Genomic DNA, 19919 nt, shown 5'->3' with positions numbered 1-19919 from the left:
GCCCGATGCAAGTAGAGGGCGGAAGTCATGTCGCAGCTTGGCGCGATGCAGGCGCGCGAAAGTCAAATTCACATGACCTCCAAGCTGGGCCGAGGCGCCTTTGCGCCAAGCTTTCCAAACTGCAACAGTATCCAGTCCAGATCGAGAATGGGGTGTGAGAAAGCCCATGACACCCGCTTTTTCCCGGGCGGCGGCTACAGCAGGTTTGCCATGCCCTCGCGCTTCGCGACCAGGAAATCAATCAATGCGCGCACCTTAGTGGGCATCTGCGCGCGGGTCGGAGCATAGATGTAGAAGCCCGCGAAGGGCTTGCACCAAGGTTGCAGCACACGCACGAGTGCGCCGGACTTCAGATGCTGTCGCACTGCGATATCGATGTGCTGTATGAGTCCCGCCCCTTGCAGCGCAGCACGGATCATTCCGTCATCATCGTTGGTGATGATGCGGCCCTGCGGCTCTACCGTGAAGGTGTGTCCGCCCGCCTCGCGCGAGGTGAACTCCCAGGCATGGATCGCACCACTGGTTTGTCTGAAACGCAGGCAATTGTGTTGGGATAGATCAGCCGGTGTCGCGGGCCGTCCATGTTGCTCGAAGTACGCGGGCGTAGCCACGACCGCCATTTCCAGCGCTGGCGTGATCGGCACAGCCACCATGTGCTCAGCCAAGCTCTCGCCAATGCGAATGCCAGCATCACAGCCGTCGGCCACGATGTTGGCCAGCGCATCGTCCATGACTAGTTCCAGTTGAAGCTTGGGAAAGCGGGTACAGAACTCCTGCAAATGGGGCTCCAGCAGGGTCTTGGCGGCTACGCGCGAAGTATTTACTCGTACCAGACCCGACGGCTCATCATGCGTGTCGTGCATGGTGCGTACCGTGCGTTCCACCGTAATTAGTGCCGGATACCACACATCATAGAGGCGCTGGCCTTCTTCGGTGAGTGACATGTCCCGCGTCGTGCGGTACAGCAGCTTGACGTTCAAGCGGCGCTCCAGCGCCTTCACGTTCTGCGACAAGTTGGCCCGGGAAACGCCCATCTCCGCCGCCGCCTTGGTGAAGCTGCGGTGGTGTGCCACATGGGCAAAACAGGCCAGGGAGGGAAGTAGTGATGGGTCCATGCTGTTCATTGTCAATTTTAAAATACAACTGTAGTGCAGATTGATGTCTATGACGAAACAAACGTCCGACCTACACTGCATCCATCGGTGCTCGGCCACGCGTTTTGAAGGAAGTGGCCCTGCAATTCAACTCAGCGGCCACAAGGAGCGCATCATGCAAAGCGTCAAGATCAAGCACACCTACTGGGACATCGCAGCGGATCTGTACTTTCCGCAGAACTTTGACGAAACCAAAAAGTACCCGGCGATCATCAGCGCCCACCCCATCGGAAGCTGCAAGGAGCAGACTTCGGGGAACGTATACGGCGAGGCCCTAGCCAAGGAAGGCTTCGTGGTCATCGCCTTCGACGCCAGTTTCCAGGGCGCCAGCGGCGGCGAACCGCGATTCACCGAGGATCCGACGCTGCGCGTCGAGGACTTCCGTGTGGTCTGTGATTACCTCGTGACGCTGCCCTATGTAGATGAAGAGCGCATCGGTGTGCTGGGCATTTGCGGTGGCGGTGGCTATGCCATCAACGCCGCCATGACCGAGCGCCGAATCAAGGTTGTGGGCACCGTTACGGGTGCCAACTACGGCCGCCTGATGCGTGAGGGTTTCAGCGGTTTTGACCCGATCGGTGCGCTGGAGGCCATGGCCAAGCAACGGACGGCCGAAGCCCGTGGAACTGCACTGCGCGTGGACGATCTGCTGCCGCCTTCGCCCGAGGCTGCCAAGGAAGCTGGCATCAAGGAAATCGACGTGCTGGGCGCCACCGAGTACTACCGCAGCGACCGCGGCCGTGCGCCCAACGGCCTGAACCGCGCCCTGTTCTCGCACCAGGCTGCCGCCATCGGTTGGGATGCCTTCCACCTGTGCGAAACCTTGCTGACGCAGCCCCTGATGGTCGTCGTCGGCGACCAGGTGGGGGCCTTTGGTGCCTACCGCGACGGCTGCGAAATCATAGGCCGGGCCGCCTCGAAGAAGAAGGAGCTGGTTGTCGTCGAAGGCTGGTCGCACTACGACCTCTACGACAAGCCCGAACCGGTCGCCCAAGCGTTGGCCAAGCTGATCCCGTTCTACCAGGAAAATCTGTAAGCGCTGGCCGGGGTGCAGACACAGAACCGAGGTCTGCTCTCCTCAGCCTTTTGCGAGGACAAGTCATCGGCCCTGCCGGAAATGGCGGGGCCGATTCATTTGGAGAAGAACGCAATGACCAAAGCCACTACCAAAGTGTTAATCCTGGGCGCCAGCGGCCAGATAGCCCGCTGGGCCGTACAGATGCTGGGCGTGCGCAAGGATGTCGAACAGACTCTGCTTCTGCGAGACCCCAAGAAACTGACCGGCAACGAACCTGCCAATGCCAAGATCGCCATCGGTGATGTGATGGATAAGAAGTTGCTGCCCCAACTCATGGAGGGGAAGGACGTGATCTACGCCAATCTCGCTGGTGATGTGGACAAGCAGACCGAGCACATCCTGGCTGCAATGCAGGCCAAGGGGGTGAAGCGACTGATCTTCGTGAACTCGCTGGGCATCTATGACGAGATTCCGGGGGCGTTCGGCGAATGGAATCGCCGCGAGATTGGTCAGTACCTTCCACCCTACCGTGCATCCGCCGACCTTATCGAGGCATCCGGCTCCGACTACACCATTTTGCGCGCTGCCTGGCTACAGGACGAAGATGAAGTGGATTACGAGATCACTACAAGGGACGAGCCCTTCAAGGGAACGGAGGTCTCTCGCAAGAGCGTGGCAGCGCTGGTCACCGATCTGGTAATTCATCCCAATCGAATGGTTCGCGCGAATGTGGGTGTGAACAAGCCTGGTACGGATGGCGACAAGCCAGCTTTCGCCTGAACGTAGATGAGTGGAGCAAGTTGCATGAAGGTCATCATCTTTGGTGCTTCGGGCATGGTGGGGCAGGGGGTATTGAGGGAATGCCTGCAGGCACCGGATGTGCAGGCCGTGCTCGTGGTCGGACGTAGCCGGCTTAGTCTGGATCACCCCAAGCTGCGCCAACTTGTGCAAGCAGACCTGTTTGACTATAGCGGCGTGGAGGACCAGCTCGCTGGATACGATGCCTGCTTCTTCTCCCTGGGGGTGTCTACCAGCGAGACGGACGAAGCAGGCTTCGTCCGCATCAACCACGACCTACCCTTGGCTGCAGGGCGGGCATTGGTGCGACGCAATCCGGACATGCTTTTCGTTTACGTTTCCGGCGGCGGCACCGATACCACCGAGCAAGGGCCTGTGATGTGGGCACGCGTCAAGGGCAAGACCGAAAACTCCTTGCGGCGACTGGGCTTTCGCGGTGTATACCTGTTCCGGCCCGGCTTCATTGTCCCGATGCATGGGGAGAGGTCTAGGACTCGGATGCTGCGGTTGCTCTACATCTGGTTCGGGTGGGCGTTCGCGCTTCTGCGAAGGCTGATGCCTGGGACAATCCTCGACACGGAGCGCATGGGTCAGGCCATGCTGGAAGCCGCGCGACACGGCGATGGCACACACATCGCCGAAAGCGCGGAAATCCATCAACTGGCTAGGGCGGCACGCACCCCAACCTAGGCAAGAGCTCAATGAGCGCGTCCCGCGATTCACCATCTTCAAGCAGTTTGGCCCGGCGCGCGTCGGTCGCCTGAGTGGTGACCCGCAGCGCGTCGAAGAACATCACCGGGTACATCACCTCCAGAGGGTGGGCCTGCCCGGCAGTGACCTCATTCATGACCGCATCGGTCACCGAACTAATGAACTCGGGCTTGCGAATCAGGATGGGATCGAAGCTGCCCTCGCGGTCGCATGGGTTATCCACCCGCAGAACATGCTCCTTGGCGACTTGTTATACCTTAAGCACAAATTCCTGCCCGACCCCTGGCCCGAATCGCGCACATCGCTGACAAGGGCCCCCAGCGGCCGCTTCGACCGCACCGAAGCGCCGCTTCAAAAATGGCCAGTTGGCCTCAAGGTGACACGACTCTACTCTTCCAACACGCGCCGCACCAAGGCAAGCCGGCGCAACCCAACAACGGAGAGACGAAGTGCAACCGAACTTCCTGAACGAATCGCAGGCCCTCTGGCTCGACACCGTGAACCGCTTCATGGATAACGAGGTCACGGTCGAATACGTACGCAAGTGCGACCAGAACCGCGACTATCCGTACGAGGCCTACGACAAGATCGCGAAGCAGGGCTGGCTGGGCCTGCTGTTCAGCGAGGAAGAGGGCGGCGCGGGCGGCGACATCTTCGACTACACGCTGATGGCCGAGGGCCTTGGCAAGTTCGGCTTCGACTTCGCGGCCGCGGTACTGGTGCCGACCTTCACGGCGATGAACATCGGGAAGTACGGCACCGCCGCGCAGAAGGACAAGTACATCAAGCCGTTTATCGACGGCAAGATCCGCTTCTCGGTGTCGATCTCCGAGCCCGACGCCGGCTCCGACGCCTCGAACACCAAGACCCGCGCCCGCCGCGACGAGAACGGCGACTGGATCGTCTCGGGCCAGAAGCTGTGGTGCAGCGGCGCTGCGGCGAAGGACACGGTCATTGCCATGCTGGTGCGCACCGATGCCGACAACAAGCACGGCGGCCTGTCGGTGCTGCTCATCCCGAATACCACGCCGGGCCTGGTCATCAACAAGCTGCCGACGCTGTCGCGCCACGCCACGGGCACCACCGAGATCTTCCTCGATGAAGTCCGCGTGCCGGCCGACGCCCTGCTGGGCGAGGAAGGCCAGGGCTGGGAAATCATCACCAAGCACCTTGAACTGGAGCGCTGCGCGGTGGCCGCTGCCTATGTCGGCAACGCGCAGACGGCAGTGTCGAAGGCCACGCAGTACGCCCACGAGCGCATCCAGTTCGGCAAGCAGTTGTGGGACTTCCAGGTGCTCAAGCACATGCTGGCGGACCGCCAGACCGAAGTGGATGCCGCGCGCCTGCTGTGCTACCGCGCTGCGCAGATGGCGGCGGCCGACGTGCCGTGCAGCCGCGAGGTGTCGATGGCCAAGCTGTACGGCTCCGAAACGCTGAAGCAGTGCGCGCTGACGGGCATGCAGGTGCTCGGCGGCTACGCCAACCTGCCCGAAGCCGACATGGAGCGCTACCTGCGCGAAAGCGTGCAGTCGACCATCGGCGGCGGCACCTCGCAGATCCAGAAGACCATCATCGCCAAGTCGATGCGGATCGGCTGAACCAGACGACATAGAAGGAGAAAGACATGAGCGACACGAGCAAGCGCATCATCAACAACCGCATCGACCAGACGTATGACGAACTGGAGATCGGCCAGGTGTTCCGCTCGGGCGGGCGCACCGTCACCGAGGCCGACGTGGTCAACTACTGCGCGCTGACCGGCAACTGGATCGAGATCCACTCCAACACGCACTACGCGTCGAAGACCCGCTTCGGCCAGCGGCTGGTGCAGGGCTCGCTGACGTATTCCATCGTCACCGGCCTGATCCAGTTCGGCCTCGGCATCCAGGCCAACTATGGCATCGACAACATGCGTTTCCGCAACCCGGTGTACATCAACGACACCATCTACGCGGTATGCGAGGTCATCGGAAAGAAGGAGAAGGACGAGAAGTACGGCGTGATCAAGTTCCGCATCAGCGCGATCAACCAGAATGGCGACCTGCTCCAGCAGGGCGAATGGAGCCTGCTGATGCTGCGCAAGCGCGAGGACCTCGACGCGCTGATCGCGTCGTCGCTGCCCGAACTGAAGGCGGCCTGAGGGCGGCATGATGTCGACGAAGCCAGTCGCCGCGATTGTCGGGATGGGGGACGCCTACGCCTCCCGGCAGAATCGCAAGGACCCCCTTCAGCTTGCGGCCGAAGCCACGCGGCGCGCGCTGCGTGACGCGGGCATCCGCAAGGAGCAGGTCGACGCGGTCTACACGGGCCGCTCGCCGTGGGCCGACAAGCGCTCGCAGTGGAGCAACATCTTCATCTCGCACATGCAGATGCCGGTGAAGCGCACCACCGAGATCACGATGCACGGGGCCGGCCTCACGGCGACGCTGGCGGTGGCCGCGGAGATGATCGCGGCCGGGCAGGCCGAGTACGTGCTGTGCCTGCAGAGCGATGCGACGGAGCTGTTCGTCGACGCCGTCGCCATGGGCGCCGAAGCCGACGCCGATCCGCAGTTCGAAGTGCCGTACGGGCCCATCATCCCGGCGCTGTACGGGCAGGCCGCCTGCCGGTATCTGCACGAGTACGGCCTGACCGAGGCCGATCTGGCCGACGTGGCGGTGTCGAACCAGCGCTGGGGCATTCACCATCCGCACGCGGCCAAGGCGCGCTTCGGGGAAGTGGACCGCGAGACGGTGCTGGCGTCGCCCTACGTCGCCAGTCCGCTGCGGCGGTGGATGTGCTCGACGTGGGGCGGCGGCACCGGCGGTGCGCTGGTGGTCACGTCGCCGGAACGGGCGCGGGCGATGCACGCCGATCCGGTCTACCTGCTCGGCTACGGGTCTGCCACGACGCACGAATACCTGACGGACCGCATGAACATGCGCGCGTGCCGGTTCCCCGAACTCGGACCCATGCCCAACCTGACCCACACGGCCACGGCCGCCGCGGCGAACCAGGCGTTCGGCATGTCCGGTTTGTCGCGCGCGGATATCGACATGGCGCAGATCTCCGTGAACTTCGCGCACATGGGGCCCATCGTCATGGAGGACCTGGGGTTTGCAAAGAAGGGCCGCGGAATCGACTTGTACCGCGAAGGCCGCACCGGCATCGACGGCGACCTGCCGACCGATACCAATGGCGGCTGGCTGTCGTTCGGCCAGCCGGGCATTTCCTGCAACATGGACAGCCTCGTCGAAGCCGTGCGGCAGTTGCGCGGCCAGCCGCTGGGCGCGGCGCCGCAGCGCAGGCCGAAGACCGTGCTCGTGCAGGGTGCGGGCGGCATGCTGGCGGCCGGCAGCGTGGTGCTGCTGTCATCGACAACCTGAACGGGAGCACGTGATGATCCAGACCAAAGACGGCTGGCCACAGCCTTACGCGCTGCTCGACGCCCAACCCTACTGGGAAGGGCTCGCGGCGGGGCAGTTGAAGTACCAGCGGTGTACCAGTTGCGGCGAAGCCGTATGGCCCGCACATTCGTTCTGCCCCCATTGCGAGGCGGACGATGGCGAGGGGCTCGTGTGGCAGGAAGCAAAAGGCACCGGCACGCTGTACTCGTTCAGCACCGTGATGCGCGGGCCCACGCCGGCGTTTGCTTCGATTGCCCCGTACACGGTGGGCTTCGTGGAGATGGACGAGGGCTACCACCTGTTCGCGCAGATCGAGGGAGTGCCCGAAACGCTGCACATCGGCGCGCGCATGACGGCGCGGCTAATCGAGCGGGGCGGGCAGCGCCTGCCGGTCTTCGCTGCAGCCTGACGCTTCGCCGGCCATCCGGCAAGACATGTATAAAGAGACATAAGGAGGAGACCCATGACCGACCCCCGTGAACGGGATCGCCGGCGGCGCTGGCTACGCACGGCGGGCGCCGCCTGCGCGGCCGGCTGTGCGGCGATGCTGCTGCCCGGGCTGGCACTGGCGGCGGCCGAACCGTGGCCGACGCGCCCCGTGCGCATCGTCATTCCGCTGGCCGCCGGCTCCAGCGGCGACTTACTCGCGCGCCTGCTGGCGCAACGGCTCGAAGGCATGTGGAAGCAGCCGGTGATCGTGGAGAACCGGCCTGGCGCAGGCGGTGTGATTGGTACCGAATACGTGGTGAACGCCACTGACGGGCATACGCTGCTGCTGGGTACGCAAAGCTCGATCCTGCCGAAGTTCACTACCAAGAACCTGAAGTTCGACCCGACGACCGACCTGGTCCCGGTGTACAAGGTCATCAACTACCAGCTTGTGGTCGCCGCCAACGACGGCACTGCCGGCAAGGCGAAGACCATGCGTGGGCTGGTCGACCTGAGCCGGCGCGATCCGAATGGCCTGTTCTTCGCGGGCACCGGGCGCACGTCGATCTTCAACCTGACGATGGCGCTGCTGAACAAGTCGCTCGGCATGAAGTACGCACCGCTCGACTTCAACAGCGTGACGGCGATGAACATGGCGGTGATGCGCGACGATGCGCAGTTCCTCGTGAACACGCCAAGCTCGATGAAGTCGCAGATGGAGGCGGGCAAGCTGCGGCCGATGGCCGCCATCAGCGCCGAGCGGTATGCGGACCTGCCCAACGTGCCGACGCTGTCGGAGGCCGTGGGTTACAAGGGCTACCTGCCGCTGCTGTGGGCCGGCATGTTCGTGCCGAAGTCCACGCCGCCGGCCCTGGTGGACCGGATCGCGCGCGATCTCCGGACGCTGTCGGCGGACACGCAGTTCAGGAGCCTGGTGGAGTCGCGCCTGAGCGGCAGCATGGTGGCGTCGTCGCCGGGCGCGTTTGCCCAACAACTGAACGAAGAGGTCGCGGTATGGAAAGGCCTCTTCGCCGAACTCAACTACAAGCCGGAGTAAGCAGCCATGCGTGACCTTCCTCTCGATGGCGTGGTGGTCGTGGAACTGAGCGACAGCGCCTCGGCGCCGTTCGCCGGCCAGATCCTTGCGGCGCTGGGCGCCGATGTGTGGAAGATCGAACGTCCCACCGGCGATTCGGCGCGCGGATGGGGACCGAGCAAGTGGAAGGGTAGCGGTGCCGCCTTCCATGCAATCAACCAGGGCAAGCGCTTCATCAGCCTCGACATCAAGGACCCGGACGACCTTGCCACGCTGCATCGGCTCATCGCCGAGCACGCCGACGTCTTCTTCCACAACCTGCGTCCGGGCTCGGCCGCGCAATACGGACTGGACCCAGACAGCCTGCGCGTGACCAAGCCCGAACTGGTCTGCTGCGAGGTGGGCGCGTTCGGCCACGCCGGTCCGCTGAACCAGGCGCCAGGCTACGATCCGCTGATGCAAGCCTTCGCCGGCATCATGAGCGTGACGGGTGAGGACGGACAGGCGCCGGTGCGCGCCGGCGTGTCGATCGTCGACTTCGGCGCCGGCATGTGGGCCGTCATCGGCATCCTCGCCGCGCTGTGCCGGCGGCAGCGCAAGCACGTGGGAGCGACGGTCAACAGTTCGCTGCTGGAGACGGCCATCGCCTGGATGACAGTGGGCATTGCCAACTACAACGCCGACGGTGACACGGGTGGCCGGCATGGCTCGGGCGTCGGCTTCATCGTGCCGCACCGCGCGTACGACACGGCTGATGGCCATCTGGTGGTCAGTTGCGCCAACGACCGGCTCTTCGCGCGCCTGTGTGCCGCGCTGGACCGGCCGGAGTGGGCCACCGACCCGCGCTTTGCCACCAACGATGCGCGCCTGCGCCACCGCGCGCAGATCGATGCCCTGATAGGCGGGCGGCTTGCCGAACATCCACGCACGCACTGGCAGGAAGTGCTCGGCGCCGCCGGCCTGCCGTGCGCGCCGGTGCAGACCACCAGCGAACTGGTCAACCATGAGCAGACACGGGCGCTGGGCATCATCGGCAAGCCGTCCGCGGACGATCTCGCGCTGGTCGGGCTGCCGCTGCTGTTCAACGGCAGGCGGCCGGGACCGCTGTCGGCGGCACGCGACGTCGGCGAGGACAATGCGGACCTTGACAGGCTGATGACGTCGCGGCGCGGCCGGCGCGAGGCGGAGCCGTCGGGCGGCGAGGCCGTGCTCGACGCGAGGATCGCGGAGTAGACGCGGCGGCTAGACCGCCATGACTGTCGACACGGTGACCGTGGCTACCCGAAGAGGCGGCGCGGTACGCGAGGTAGACCCGGCTCGTCCGCGAGCCGGGTTTTCAACGCTTGAGGAGACCAATACGATGCGCAAAACCCAGGGCCCGCTCGCGGGCGTCAGGATCGTGGAGCTGGGCGGCATAGGGCCCGTGCCGTTCTGCTGCATGCTGCTTGCGGATCTCGGCGCGGACATCATCCGCATCGACCGTCCGCCCGGCCACGACGGCGGGCAGCCCGGCGATCCGCGCTTCAACCTGCTCAACCGCAGCCGGCGCAGCGCCGCACTCGACCTGAAGAAAGCCGAAGCGAAGGACGCGGTGCTGAAGCTCGTCGGCCAGGCCGACGCGCTGGTCGAGGGGTTCCGGCCGGGCGTCGCCGAGAAACTGGGGCTCGGACCCGAGAACTGCCTCGCGGCGAACCCCGCGCTGGTCTACGGCCGCATGACAGGGTGGGGCCAGGACGGGCCGCTTGCTCATGCGCCCGGCCATGACATCAACTACATCTCGCTGACCGGCGTGCTGCACGCGGTCGGCACCGCCGGCGGCCCGCCGGTGATTCCGCTCAATCTGGCGGGGGACCTCGGCGGCGGCTCGCTGTACCTGGCGCTCGGCGTAGTGTCGGCCATCCTTGAAAGCCGGCGCTCGGGCAAGGGCCAGGTGGTGGACGCCGCGATGGTCGACGGCTCCGCCTCGCTCATGACGCTCTTCTACGGCATGTTCGCCAGCGGCTACTGGAAGGACGAGCGCGGCACCAACCGGCTCGATTCGGGCGCGCCCTGGTACAACGTCTACGAGACGCAGGACGGCCGCTGGATCAGCGTGGGGTCCAACGAGGCGCGCTTCTGGCGCCAGACGCTAGAAGTGCTCGGGCTGGACGAGGCGGAGATGCCGGACCAGCACGACCGTTCGCGCTGGCCGGAGGTGCAGGCGAGATTCGCGGAAATCTTCCGCACGCGTACGCGCGACGAATGGTGTGCGCTGGCCGAAGGACGGGAGGTCTGCTTCGCGCCGGTCATGTCGCTGGCGGAGGCGCCCGGCCATCCGCATCTGCGGGCGCGCGGGACGTTCGTCGAGCGGGACGGTGTCGTGCAGCCTGCGCCCGCCCCGCGCTTCAGCCGCACGCCCGGCGCGATCCAGAATTCGCCAGCCCGCCCCGGCGAGCATACCGACGTGGTGCTAGGCGACTGGGGCTTCAGCTCACCTGACATTGCGGCATTGCGCGCGGCCGGCGCCATTGTGTGAGGCGGCGGGCCGCGCAGCCGGTCTTCAGCAGATCGTCAGTGAATCGTCAGCCCGCCGGTCGGGCTGATGGTCGCCCCAGTCAGGTAGCGCGACTCGTCGGAGGCGAGGAAAGCCACCACCTGGCCGATATCCTCCGGGCTTGCCACGCCGAGCGGGCTGCTGGCGATGATTTTCTCGTACTGCTTGCGGTGCCGGTCCGACACGCCATCGGTGCGCTCGAACGCGGCCTTCCAGGAGGGACTGTCGCGCACCACCGTCACGCATACACAGTTCACGCGGATGCGGTCGCGCGCGAGTTCCTTCGATAGCACCTTGCTTGCGCTGATCAGGCCGCCGGCAAAGGTGGCCACCGCGGTCTGCGTCGGCGTCGGCACGCGCCCACCTTCCGAGGTCACGAAGACCACCGCGCCGCCGCCGCGCTCGCGCAGGAAGGGCAGGGCCGACTGCACCGGCAGCAGCTTCGCGGCGGTGTTCTCCGCCACCACGGCGCAGACGCGCGCGACGTCGATATCGCCAAACGGCCCGCGCACTTCCGGGCGGCGCGCCTCGTCGTCGTTGCCGCCGGCATTGGCGACCACGATATCGATGCCGCCGTGGCGGCGCGCGGTCTCGGCGGCGAGCGCATCCATGTCGGCCTTCACGCGGACGTCGCCGGGGATGAAATCGCCCTGGCCGCCCGCCTCGCGCAGTTCGGCGAGCACCGCGTCGGCCTTTGACGCGCTCCTGCCGCTGATGACCACCAGCGCCCCGCGCGCCGCGAGCTGCAGTGCCACGCCCCGGCCGATCCCGCCGGTGCCGCCGGTGACGATCGCCACCTTGCCTTCAAGATTCTTCATTGCTGGTTCCTCGCTGTGCTTTCACTGTCTTCCGGTCAGACGATGCCGTCGGCGCGCAGCGCGGCGACCTGCCGCGCATCGAGGTGTAGCCAGTCGCGCAGCACCGCGTCGGTATGCTCCCCGAGCCGCGGCGGCACCCTCGCCTCGGGCTCGGGCACGTCCGACATCTTGATCGGGTTGCCGACCACCTGCACCGGGCCCCACGCCGGGTCCTGGACCGTCATCAGCATCTCGCGCGCGGCGACATGCGGGCAGTCGAACAGGTCGGCCACATCGTTGACCACCGACGCTGGCACGCCGCCCTCGCGCAGCAGGTCCACGGCTTGCGCGCGCGTGCGCGTGGCAAGCCACGCGTCGATATGCGGATCGAGCGCGGCACTGTGCTTGCGGCGCTCGATGCCATCGGCGAAGCGCGGATCGTCCACCAGGTCCGGCTTGCCGATCACCTCGCAGAAGCGGCGCCAGATGTGCTCGCCGAGCACCGCGATGACGATATGGCCGTCGCTGGCGCGGAACGGCCCGAACGGCGCTGTCACCGCGGGTACGCCCGGCGGCAGCGGCTGGTGCAGGGCCGAGTACATGGTGACCGAGATCTCGTTCTGGACCAGCGAGGCGTCGTACAGCGAAATGTCGACCTTCTTGCCCCGCCCGGTACGCTCGCGCTGGTACAGGGCCAGCAGCGCGCCTTGCGCAGCGAGGATGCCGCCCTGCAGGTCGGTCATCGAAAAGCCGAGATAGGTCGGCCGGTCGTCCTGCCGTTCGGGCCGGTACATCAGGCCGCTGAGCGCCTGGCCGACGATGTCGAGGGCCGGGTGGTCGGTGTAAGGGCTTGGCTTCACATCGGTGTGGCCAAAGCCGGAAATGGCAACGTAGATCAGGCGCGGGTTGCGCGCGCGCAAGGTGTCGTAGCCGACGCCGAGGCGGTCCATGACGCCCGGGCGCAAGTTTTCGATCACGATGTCGGCGCTGGCGACCAGTTCGAGGAACAGCCGCTTGCCCTCGGGCTGCTTGAGGTCCAGCGTCAGGCTCTTCTTGTTGCGGTTGGTGCGCAGGAACGACAGCGCGTGCGGGCTGCCGTCCTCCGCCATCCTGACGGGGCTGGTGCTGCGCGCGAAGTCGCCGCCGGCCGGGGCTTCGACCTTGATGACCTCGGCGCCCGCGTCGGCGAGCCACATGGACGCGAACGGGCCGGCGACGAAGTTCTCCACGGCCAGCACGCGCACGCCCTGGAGCGGGCGGTCGGGGGTGGGGTGTTGGTCCTGCGTGGCCGCCGTGGCGCGGCCGGTTTCGGTGTTCAAGGCTGTCTCCTTTGCATCTTCCGGACGAGTTTGATGCAAGGGTAGAGCGCCCCGGCCGCGCGGCCAACTTGCCATTTTCGAAGCTGCGATTCGGAAGACCCGAAGGACGACCCGAAGCGGGCGGCGGACATTCGCCCGCTCCGGACGGCCGCCATCGTCAGCTCAGCACGATGGTCTTTGACTCCATGAAGGCGGTCAGTCCTTCGACGCCGCCCTCGCGGCCGATGCCGGACTGCTTGAAGCCGCCGAATCCGATGGAGAAATCGGTGCGCGGGCCGTTGTGGCCTACGGTGCCCGCGCGGATTTGCCGCGCTACGGCGAGCGCGCGGTCGCGGTCGTTGGTGAAGACGGCGGCGTTCAGGCCGAACGGCGTGTCGTTCGCCATGCGGATGGCACTGGCCTCGTCGTCGGCAGGGATCACGCTCAGCACGGGACCGAAGATTTCCTGCTGGGCGATGCTCGAGCGGTTGTCGACGTTGCCGAATACCGTCGGCTCGAAAAAGAAGCCGCGCGCCAGGTGCGGCGGCCGCTTGCCGCCGGTCGCCAGCACGGCGCCTTCGGCCACGCCCATGGCGACGAAGCGCTCGACGGTATCGCGCTGGCGGGCATTGGCGAGGGGGCCCGAGGTGGTCGTTGCCGCGAGCGGGTCGCCTAGCACGATCTCCCGCGCGATGGCGGACAGTGCCTCGACCATCGCGTCGTGCTTTGCGCGTGGCACGATGATGCGGGTGAGGCTATGGCAGATCTGCCCGGAGTTGTAGCTGAAGTAGGAGTTGCCCAGCGTTGCCGCAGCGGCTTCGACGTCGTAGTCGTCGAGGATGACGGCGGGCGACTTGCCGCCGAGTTCCAGCGTCACGCGCGCCACGCGGTCGCCGGCGATGGATGCGATACGGCGGCCGGCCCCAGTCGAGCCAGTGAATGTGATCTTGTCGACGTCCGGGCTGCGCACCAGTGCCTCGGACACGTCGCGTTCGGCCGTGATGACGTTGACGACGCCCGGGGGCAACCCGACTTCCTCGCAAACCTGAGCGAACAGGTAGCCCGAGCACGGCGCCTCGGGCGGCGACTTGATGACCAGCGTGCAGCCCGCCAGCAGTGCCGGCGCAGTCTTGTACGCGAGCAGGCCGGCGGGACCGTTCCAGGGAATGATCTCGGCGACCACGCCCACCGGCTCGTAGACGCGATACGCGTCGTTGCCGGTGACGGACTGGCACGGCTCGGTGAAGGGGAAGGTCGATGCCATTGCCGCGTACTGTCGGAAGGCGCCGCTGATGAACAGCCCGATCCGTGGCTGCGCGACCTTGTAGACGATGCCGGTTTCGAGCGACCAGATGCGGGCGAACTCATCGTTCAGCGCTTCCAGCCGCACGGCGATCTTCTCAAGGAAGCCGGCGCGCTCCATCGGCGTCATGCGCGGCCAGGGGCCGTCGTCGAATGCCTTGCGGGCGGCGGCGACGGCGCGCTGCATGTCGGCCGACTCGGCGCGGGCGACTGTCGCCACGACCTGCTCGGTGGAGCAGTCCAGCACGTCGAAGACGCCGCCGGTGGAGGGTTCGACCCATATGCCGTCGATGTACAACTGGCGCGGGTGCTTGAGTTCGATAGTTCGGTTCGTCATGGAATGGATCTCCGTTGCCCGCCGGGGCCGGCGGCAAGCGTAAAAAAGGGGGCAGGATTCAGAACAGGAACACGCCCTTGCCGCCCGCCTGCTGGTCGAAGTGCGCATAGGCCTGCGCGGCCTGGTCGAGCCGCCAGGTGTCGGTGAACAGCCGGTCCACCTCGATGCCGCGTGTGGCGATAAAGTTGGCACAAGCCTTCATCTCGACTTCGGAGAACGTGAAGGAGCCAAGCAACTGCCGCTGCTTGCCGATCAGATCCTTCATCGCATCGAGCACCAGATTGCCGCCCACGGCCACCAGCGCGATGCGGCCCCATACCTTAGTGCTGCGCACGGCCTGAGCGCGCGGCAGCTCGCCGCCAGCACACTCCACCGCGCACGACGCGCCCTTGCCCCCGGTCAGCTTAAGTATCTCGGCGACCGGGTCGGACTGTTGATGCTGACGGTTTTCATGGTTTCACCTCATGGCGAAGAGGGTTGCGGACTTAGTCCGCGGTACGGTATTCCGCGCCCGGAGCGGGCTCGGGTTCCTGTGCCGGCTTCGGGATCAGCGGCACGAGCATGATGGCGACGACGGCGGGCACGACGAACGCGTAGAAGTTCCAGTGCAGCGCAAGGTTCGAGCCGACGATCCAACCGCCAATCAGCGGACCGAGAATGGAGCCAAACCGCCCGAATGCCTGTGACGCTCCGAGCGCCGAGCCGCGGCACGCAGCCGGGAAGTGCGTGGCGATGTAGCCGTAGATCAGTGTCGTCGTGCCGATGGAGCCGATGCCCGCACCGAACACCGCAAGCATCAGCCAGCTGAAGTCCAGCTTCTGGCTCAGCGCGAGCAGCGACAGGCCGCCGATGACGAAGAACGGGATGATCACGCGCTTGGAGCCCAGCCGGTCCGCCAGCAACGCGCCGCCGATCATGCCCACCACGGCACCGAACTGCATCACCAGCAGGAACTGCAGCGACGACCCCAGCGGATAGCCCGCCTTGCGCATCAGTTGTGGCAGCCATGCGTTCAGGCCATAGACGATCAACTGGACGCAGAAACTCACCAGGGCGAACAGCAGCGCTGAGGTGCGAAGCGCGTCCGTTGCCAGCAGCCGATAGCCCCGAGCGGCGGAGGCGGACGCGTGCAGGGCCTGGGCCCGTTGCTCCCGCGTGATCCGTTCCAGATCGAGCGAGTGCCTGGCGGCCAGGATGCGCGCCTCTTCCATACGACCGCGTTCGACGAGGAAGCTCACCGACTCGGGAAGCCACCTGTACATCACCGGCAGGATCAGCACGTAGAGCGCGCCGAGTGCATAGAGCGTGCGCCACCCGTGTTCCTGCAGCAGCGTCATCGCCAGCAGCGCGCAGATGACGCCGCCAACCGAATAGCCCGTCAGGGTCAGCGCGTTGTACAACTGGCGCCGATTCGCAGGCGCGTACTCGACTGTCAGCGCCACGGCGGACGGCACCACGCCGCCCAGCCCGATGCCGGTAAAAAAGCGCGCGGCACCCAGCGAGAATGGTGTGGCGGCGAGCGCGCACAGGATGGAGCCGACGGAGAACCACAGCACCCCGGCCATGATGAGTTTGCGCCTGCCCACGCGATCGGAGAGCGGCCCGGCCGCGCCCATGCCGACCATCAGGCCGGCGAGCGTCCAGCTCCCGATCATGCCGGCCGCCGCCGGCGTCAGGCCCCAGCCCGGCTCTTCCAGCAGGCGGGGCAGGGTGGCACCGTAGACGATGAGATCGTAGCCGTCCGCCACGATCGTCAGAAAGCACAATATGACCACGAGCAGGCTGCTGCGAGCCGGCAGTGTTGATTGATGCACGTTGTCTCCAGAATGTCTTTGTTGTGAGTCCAGGCCGATGCAGGGTACGGATGAACACCTGCCAATGCCGTGACCGGGACCAACGGAAGGGTAGTGGCGTGCCGGCGCCGAACCAATTGACCTTTCCCGAAGTGGCGATTCGCGACCGATGAAGCTGTCGGAGTGCCGGCTTCGAGCCGCGTGAACCGGCGCTTCGGAATTGGCCAGTTGGAGTGCGCCGTGCGAGCCCGTACGCTTTAACCCGAAAGCCGACACCAGCCCGGATATCGCGGCCGTGCCGTGCCGTGCCGCGTTGCGCCCGCGCTGAAAGCTGCTGCGGTCGAGTTAGAGGCGCTGATGGCTGATGTGGACGCGGACTCCTGCTTTCCCGGTGTACGGAACATCCGACGGCCGGCTGGTGAACGCACTGGAGCAGTCACGTGTAGTCGGGCCTGTCATCCCATCATTTTCAGGACATTGCACCATGCGTTACGAAGACTTTCAGTTCATCCTGTTCGACCGCCAGCCGGATGGCGTCCTGCTCGCCACCCTCAACCGGCCCGAGGTGATGAACGCGACCAACGCCAGGCTTCACTGGGAGCTGACGAAGCTGTGGGGCGTCGTCAATGAGGATCCGTCGGTCAAGGTGGTGGTGGTGACGGGCGCTGGCGAGCGCGCCTTCTCGGCCGGCGGCGACCTGGCGTGGGTCGAGGAAATGGTCGGCAACCCCGAGGCGGTGGCAGTGGTGAAGAAGGAGGCCGCCGAGATCGTCTACAACATGCTGGCCTGCGAGAAGCCGATCATTTCGGCGATCAACGGCACCGCCGTCGGCGCGGGGCTTGCGGTCGCGCTGCTGGCGGACGTCAGCATCATTGCCGAATCGGCGCGATTCACGGATGGCCATGCCCGCCTCGGCGTGGCGGCGGGCGACCATGCCGCCATCATCTGGCCGCTGCTCTGTGGTGTGGCCAAGGCGAAGTACTACCTGATGACCGCGGACTTCATCGACGGCAAGGAAGCTGAGCGCCTGGGGCTGGTGACGTTCTGCGTGCCACAGCAGGCTCTGATGGACCGCGCGCTGGCCGTGGCCCAGTCGCTCGCGCGCGGCAGCCAGACGGCGATTCGCGCCACCAAGATGTCGATCAACAACTGGATGCGGATGGCCGGGCCGATCTTCGACGCCTCGCTGGCCGCGGAGATGCTGGGCTTCCTCGGCGCAGACGCGCGCGAAGGCCTCGACGCCGTGCGCAACAAGCGCGCACCGCAATTCCCGTCGGCGAAGCTGCCTGGCTGAGTGACACGGCCTTAAGTCGACATTGCGGCGATCTTGAGCCATCGCCCCGAGAGATTTTGAAGCGAGACATGATGGATACCGAAGCCAACACCTGGAAGCCGGGCCCGCGCGAGTTGCAGGCCTCCGGCATTGCGCAACTGATGCGCGCGTTCGACTTGACGCGATATGACGACCTGCTCGAACTCTCGCGCAATCATCCCGACCGCTACTGGCAGGTGGCCATGCAGCACTGCGGGATCGTGTGGGACACGCCGCCGACGAGCTACCTCGATCCGGCATCGCCGCGCGAATTTCCCCAGTGGTTCCCGGGCGGGCGACTGAACTGGGTCAATACCGTGCTGGCGTGGACCGACGACTCTCGCACGCGCGATCAGGCGGCTGTCGTCGCGGAACGGGAGGACGGCGAGGTCCAGACAGTCAGCTATGCGGAACTCGGCACGCGCGTGCGTCAGTTCGCGGGCGGCTTGCAGGCGCTCGGCATCGGCCGCGGCGAGCGCGTGGGCCTGCTGATGGAGAACGGTATCGAGGCGACGGTATCGCTGCTGGCGCTCGCGTCGATCGGGGCGATCGTCGTGCCTTTGTTCAGCGGCTTCGGCGTGGACGCCATCGTCGCGCGGCTGTCGGCGGCCGAGGCCACTTCGGTGATTGCCTCCACGGGCTTCAGCCGACGCAGCAAGCGCATCGACGTGGAAGGGACGCTGCGCGAAGCGTGGGCACGGCTGCCCGCGCTCAAGCGCGTGGTCTGGAAGCAGGCTGGCGCGGCGCCGGCGGCCGGACCGCAGGATCTCGACTGGCAGGCAGTGATGGCGTCGGGCGCCGGAAGACTGGCCGACCCTGTCACGCTGGGGCCGCAGGATCCCTTCATGGTGATCTACACCTCGGGCACGACCGGCAAGCCAAAGGGTGTCGTCCATACACATGGCAGTTTCCCGCTCAAGATCGCCCATGATGCGGTAGTGCACTTCGATGTGGCGCCGGGCGACGTCTTCTGCTGGCCCGCCGACATGGGCTGGATCGCCGGCACGCTGGTGCTGGGCTGCGCGCTGCTGCGCGGCGCGACGCTGGTCTGCTACGACGGCGCGCCCGATTACCCGAGCTGGGCACGTATGTCGCAACTGGTGGAGCGGCACAAGGTCACCCATTTCGGCTCGGCGCCGACGCTGATCCGGGGCCTCGCCAGCAACGAGCAAGTGGCGCTGCAAGGCGACGTGTCCTCCGTTCGCCTGTTGATCACCGCCGGCGAGGGCATCGATCCCGAGCATTTCTGCTGGTTCCAGCGGACCTTCGGGCGCGGCACGCAGCCGCTGATCAACTACACGGGCGGCACCGAGGTGTCGGGCGCGCTGCTGTCGAGCGTCGTCGTACGGCCCATCCCGCCGAGCGGTTTCAACACGACCTCGCCGGGGGTGGATGTGGACGTGGTCGACGCGGGTGGCACGCCATTGACCGGTACGGTGGGTGAACTGGTGATTCGCCAGCCTTTCGTGGGCATGACGCAGTCGTTCTGGCAGGACGCGGAGCGCTATCTCGATACCTACTGGCACACCATTCCCGGCCTCTGGGTGCATGGCGATCTGGCGTTGCGCCGGCCGGACGGCACGTTCTTCATGATGGGGCGTTCCGACGACACGCTGAAGGTGGCCGGCAAGCGGCTGGGGCCTGCGGAGGTGGAGGAAGTCGTGCTGGAACTGCCGGAAGTCTCGGAAGCCGCAGCAATTGGCGTGGACGACAAGGACAAGGGGCAGCGGCTGGTGGTGTTCGTCATCGGCGAAACTGGCGGTGCTGCTGACGCCGATGCTGTCGCGTCCCGCGTGATCAGCCATGTCGACAAGCGCCTCGGACGGCCATTCCGGCCGAGCGCGGTGCACGTCGTGAATCAGCTGCCGAAGACGCGCAGTTCCAAAATCATGCGCCGCGTGATTCGCAGCGTGTATTGCAACACGCCGCCGGGCGACCTCTCGTCGCTCGACAACCCCGCGTCGCTCGACGAGATCCGCGCGGCATCGGGCACCGGCCCGCAGGCATGAGGCGGG

The 19919-nt window shown here is 65.9% G+C and carries 18 protein-coding genes and 1 pseudogene; 12 read left to right on the top strand and 7 right to left on the bottom strand.

The genetic code is table 11. From position 1 onward, the window contains the following. Nucleotides 1-194 precede the first annotated feature (194 nt). On the bottom strand, nucleotides 195-1115 hold the full coding sequence (locus K2O51_RS34890) for a LysR family transcriptional regulator (protein WP_220632332.1): 921 nt from the start codon (nucleotides 1113-1115) through the stop codon (nucleotides 195-197). 154 nt (nucleotides 1116-1269) lie between these two features. Here K2O51_RS34890 and K2O51_RS34885 point away from each other — a divergent pair, with 154 nt between their 5' ends. The 3 genes from K2O51_RS34885 (at nucleotide 1270) to K2O51_RS34875 (ending at nucleotide 3660) form a co-directional block, all read left to right on the top strand. Next, a complete protein-coding gene (locus K2O51_RS34885) occupies nucleotides 1270-2190 on the top strand; it encodes an alpha/beta hydrolase (RefSeq protein ID WP_220632127.1) in 921 nt (306 codons plus the stop codon). A 114-nt stretch (nucleotides 2191-2304) separates the two neighbouring features. Then, nucleotides 2305-2952: an SDR family oxidoreductase gene (locus tag K2O51_RS34880; RefSeq protein WP_220632126.1), complete on the top strand. Its 648-nt coding sequence runs from the start codon at nucleotides 2305-2307 to the stop codon at nucleotides 2950-2952. A gap of 24 nt (nucleotides 2953-2976) precedes the next feature. Next, nucleotides 2977-3660, top strand: a complete 684-nt coding sequence (locus K2O51_RS34875) for an NAD(P)H-binding protein (protein WP_220632125.1) — start codon at nucleotides 2977-2979, stop codon at nucleotides 3658-3660. Here K2O51_RS34875 and K2O51_RS35970 read toward each other — a convergent pair. Continuing rightward, nucleotides 3641-3910, bottom strand: a pseudogene (locus tag K2O51_RS35970) (hypothetical protein); the annotation flags it as partial. The gene K2O51_RS34875 and the pseudogene K2O51_RS35970 overlap by 20 nt on opposite strands. 280 nt (nucleotides 3911-4190) lie before the next feature. On the opposite strand from K2O51_RS35970, the gene K2O51_RS34865 reads away from it, so the two are divergent. The 7 genes from K2O51_RS34865 (at nucleotide 4191) to K2O51_RS34835 (ending at nucleotide 11047) form a co-directional block, all read left to right on the top strand. Then, nucleotides 4191-5279: an acyl-CoA dehydrogenase family protein gene (locus K2O51_RS34865; protein WP_245002055.1), complete on the top strand. Its 1089-nt coding sequence runs from the start codon at nucleotides 4191-4193 to the stop codon at nucleotides 5277-5279. A gap of 26 nt (nucleotides 5280-5305) precedes the next feature. Then, complete coding sequence (locus K2O51_RS34860) at nucleotides 5306-5821, top strand: MaoC family dehydratase (protein WP_011297997.1); 516 nt, start codon at nucleotides 5306-5308, stop codon at nucleotides 5819-5821. A gap of 10 nt (nucleotides 5822-5831) precedes the next feature. After that, a complete protein-coding gene (locus K2O51_RS34855) occupies nucleotides 5832-7046 on the top strand; it encodes a thiolase family protein (RefSeq protein ID WP_041679967.1) in 1215 nt (404 codons plus the stop codon). A 13-nt stretch (nucleotides 7047-7059) separates the two neighbouring features. Then, nucleotides 7060-7476 (top strand): Zn-ribbon domain-containing OB-fold protein, encoded by a 417-nt coding sequence (locus K2O51_RS34850; protein ID WP_140949543.1) that lies wholly within the window; start codon nucleotides 7060-7062, stop codon nucleotides 7474-7476. Nucleotides 7477-7530: 54 nt separating this feature from the next. Next, a complete protein-coding gene (locus tag K2O51_RS34845; RefSeq protein ID WP_011297994.1) occupies nucleotides 7531-8553 on the top strand; it encodes a Bug family tripartite tricarboxylate transporter substrate binding protein in 1023 nt (340 codons plus the stop codon). A gap of 6 nt (nucleotides 8554-8559) precedes the next feature. After that, nucleotides 8560-9765 (top strand): CaiB/BaiF CoA transferase family protein, encoded by a 1206-nt coding sequence (locus tag K2O51_RS34840; RefSeq protein WP_220632123.1) that lies wholly within the window; start codon nucleotides 8560-8562, stop codon nucleotides 9763-9765. Nucleotides 9766-9892: 127 nt separating this feature from the next. Continuing rightward, nucleotides 9893-11047, top strand: a complete 1155-nt coding sequence (locus tag K2O51_RS34835) for a CaiB/BaiF CoA transferase family protein (RefSeq protein WP_220632122.1) — start codon at nucleotides 9893-9895, stop codon at nucleotides 11045-11047. A 35-nt stretch (nucleotides 11048-11082) separates the two neighbouring features. On the opposite strand, the gene K2O51_RS34830 is transcribed toward K2O51_RS34835, so the two are convergent. The 5 genes from K2O51_RS34830 to K2O51_RS34810 all read right to left on the bottom strand — a co-directional run bounded on the left by K2O51_RS34830 (nucleotide 11083) and on the right by K2O51_RS34810 (nucleotide 16613). Further along, entirely contained in the window at nucleotides 11083-11883 is an 801-nt protein-coding gene (locus K2O51_RS34830; RefSeq protein WP_011297991.1) for an SDR family NAD(P)-dependent oxidoreductase, read from the bottom strand. 35 nt (nucleotides 11884-11918) lie between these two features. Beyond that, the gene (locus tag K2O51_RS34825; RefSeq protein ID WP_245002017.1) at nucleotides 11919-13181 is read right to left on the bottom strand and encodes a CaiB/BaiF CoA transferase family protein; all 1263 of its coding nucleotides are present in this window, start codon (nucleotides 13179-13181) and stop codon (nucleotides 11919-11921) included. A 157-nt stretch (nucleotides 13182-13338) separates the two neighbouring features. After that, nucleotides 13339-14799, bottom strand: coding sequence for an aldehyde dehydrogenase (locus K2O51_RS34820; RefSeq protein ID WP_220632120.1), 1461 nt, complete (start codon nucleotides 14797-14799; stop codon nucleotides 13339-13341). A gap of 58 nt (nucleotides 14800-14857) precedes the next feature. Beyond that, the gene (locus tag K2O51_RS34815; protein ID WP_245002054.1) at nucleotides 14858-15202 is read right to left on the bottom strand and encodes a zinc-binding dehydrogenase; all 345 of its coding nucleotides are present in this window, start codon (nucleotides 15200-15202) and stop codon (nucleotides 14858-14860) included. A gap of 82 nt (nucleotides 15203-15284) precedes the next feature. After that, nucleotides 15285-16613, bottom strand: a complete 1329-nt coding sequence (locus tag K2O51_RS34810; protein ID WP_220632119.1) for an MFS transporter — start codon at nucleotides 16611-16613, stop codon at nucleotides 15285-15287. 463 nt (nucleotides 16614-17076) lie between these two features. On the opposite strand from K2O51_RS34810, the gene K2O51_RS34805 reads away from it, so the two are divergent. Next, entirely contained in the window at nucleotides 17077-17886 is an 810-nt protein-coding gene (locus K2O51_RS34805) for an enoyl-CoA hydratase/isomerase family protein (RefSeq protein WP_220632118.1), read from the top strand. 68 nt (nucleotides 17887-17954) lie between these two features. Then, entirely contained in the window at nucleotides 17955-19913 is a 1959-nt protein-coding gene (locus tag K2O51_RS34800; RefSeq protein ID WP_220632117.1) for an AMP-binding protein, read from the top strand. Nucleotides 19914-19919 lie beyond the last annotated feature (6 nt).

It is taken from the genome of Cupriavidus pinatubonensis, assembly GCF_019602855.1.
Lineage (GTDB): Bacteria > Pseudomonadota > Gammaproteobacteria > Burkholderiales > Burkholderiaceae > Cupriavidus > Cupriavidus pinatubonensis.
Note: the sequence above shows the minus strand (reverse complement) of the source record. Positions and strands in the feature narration are given on the sequence as shown.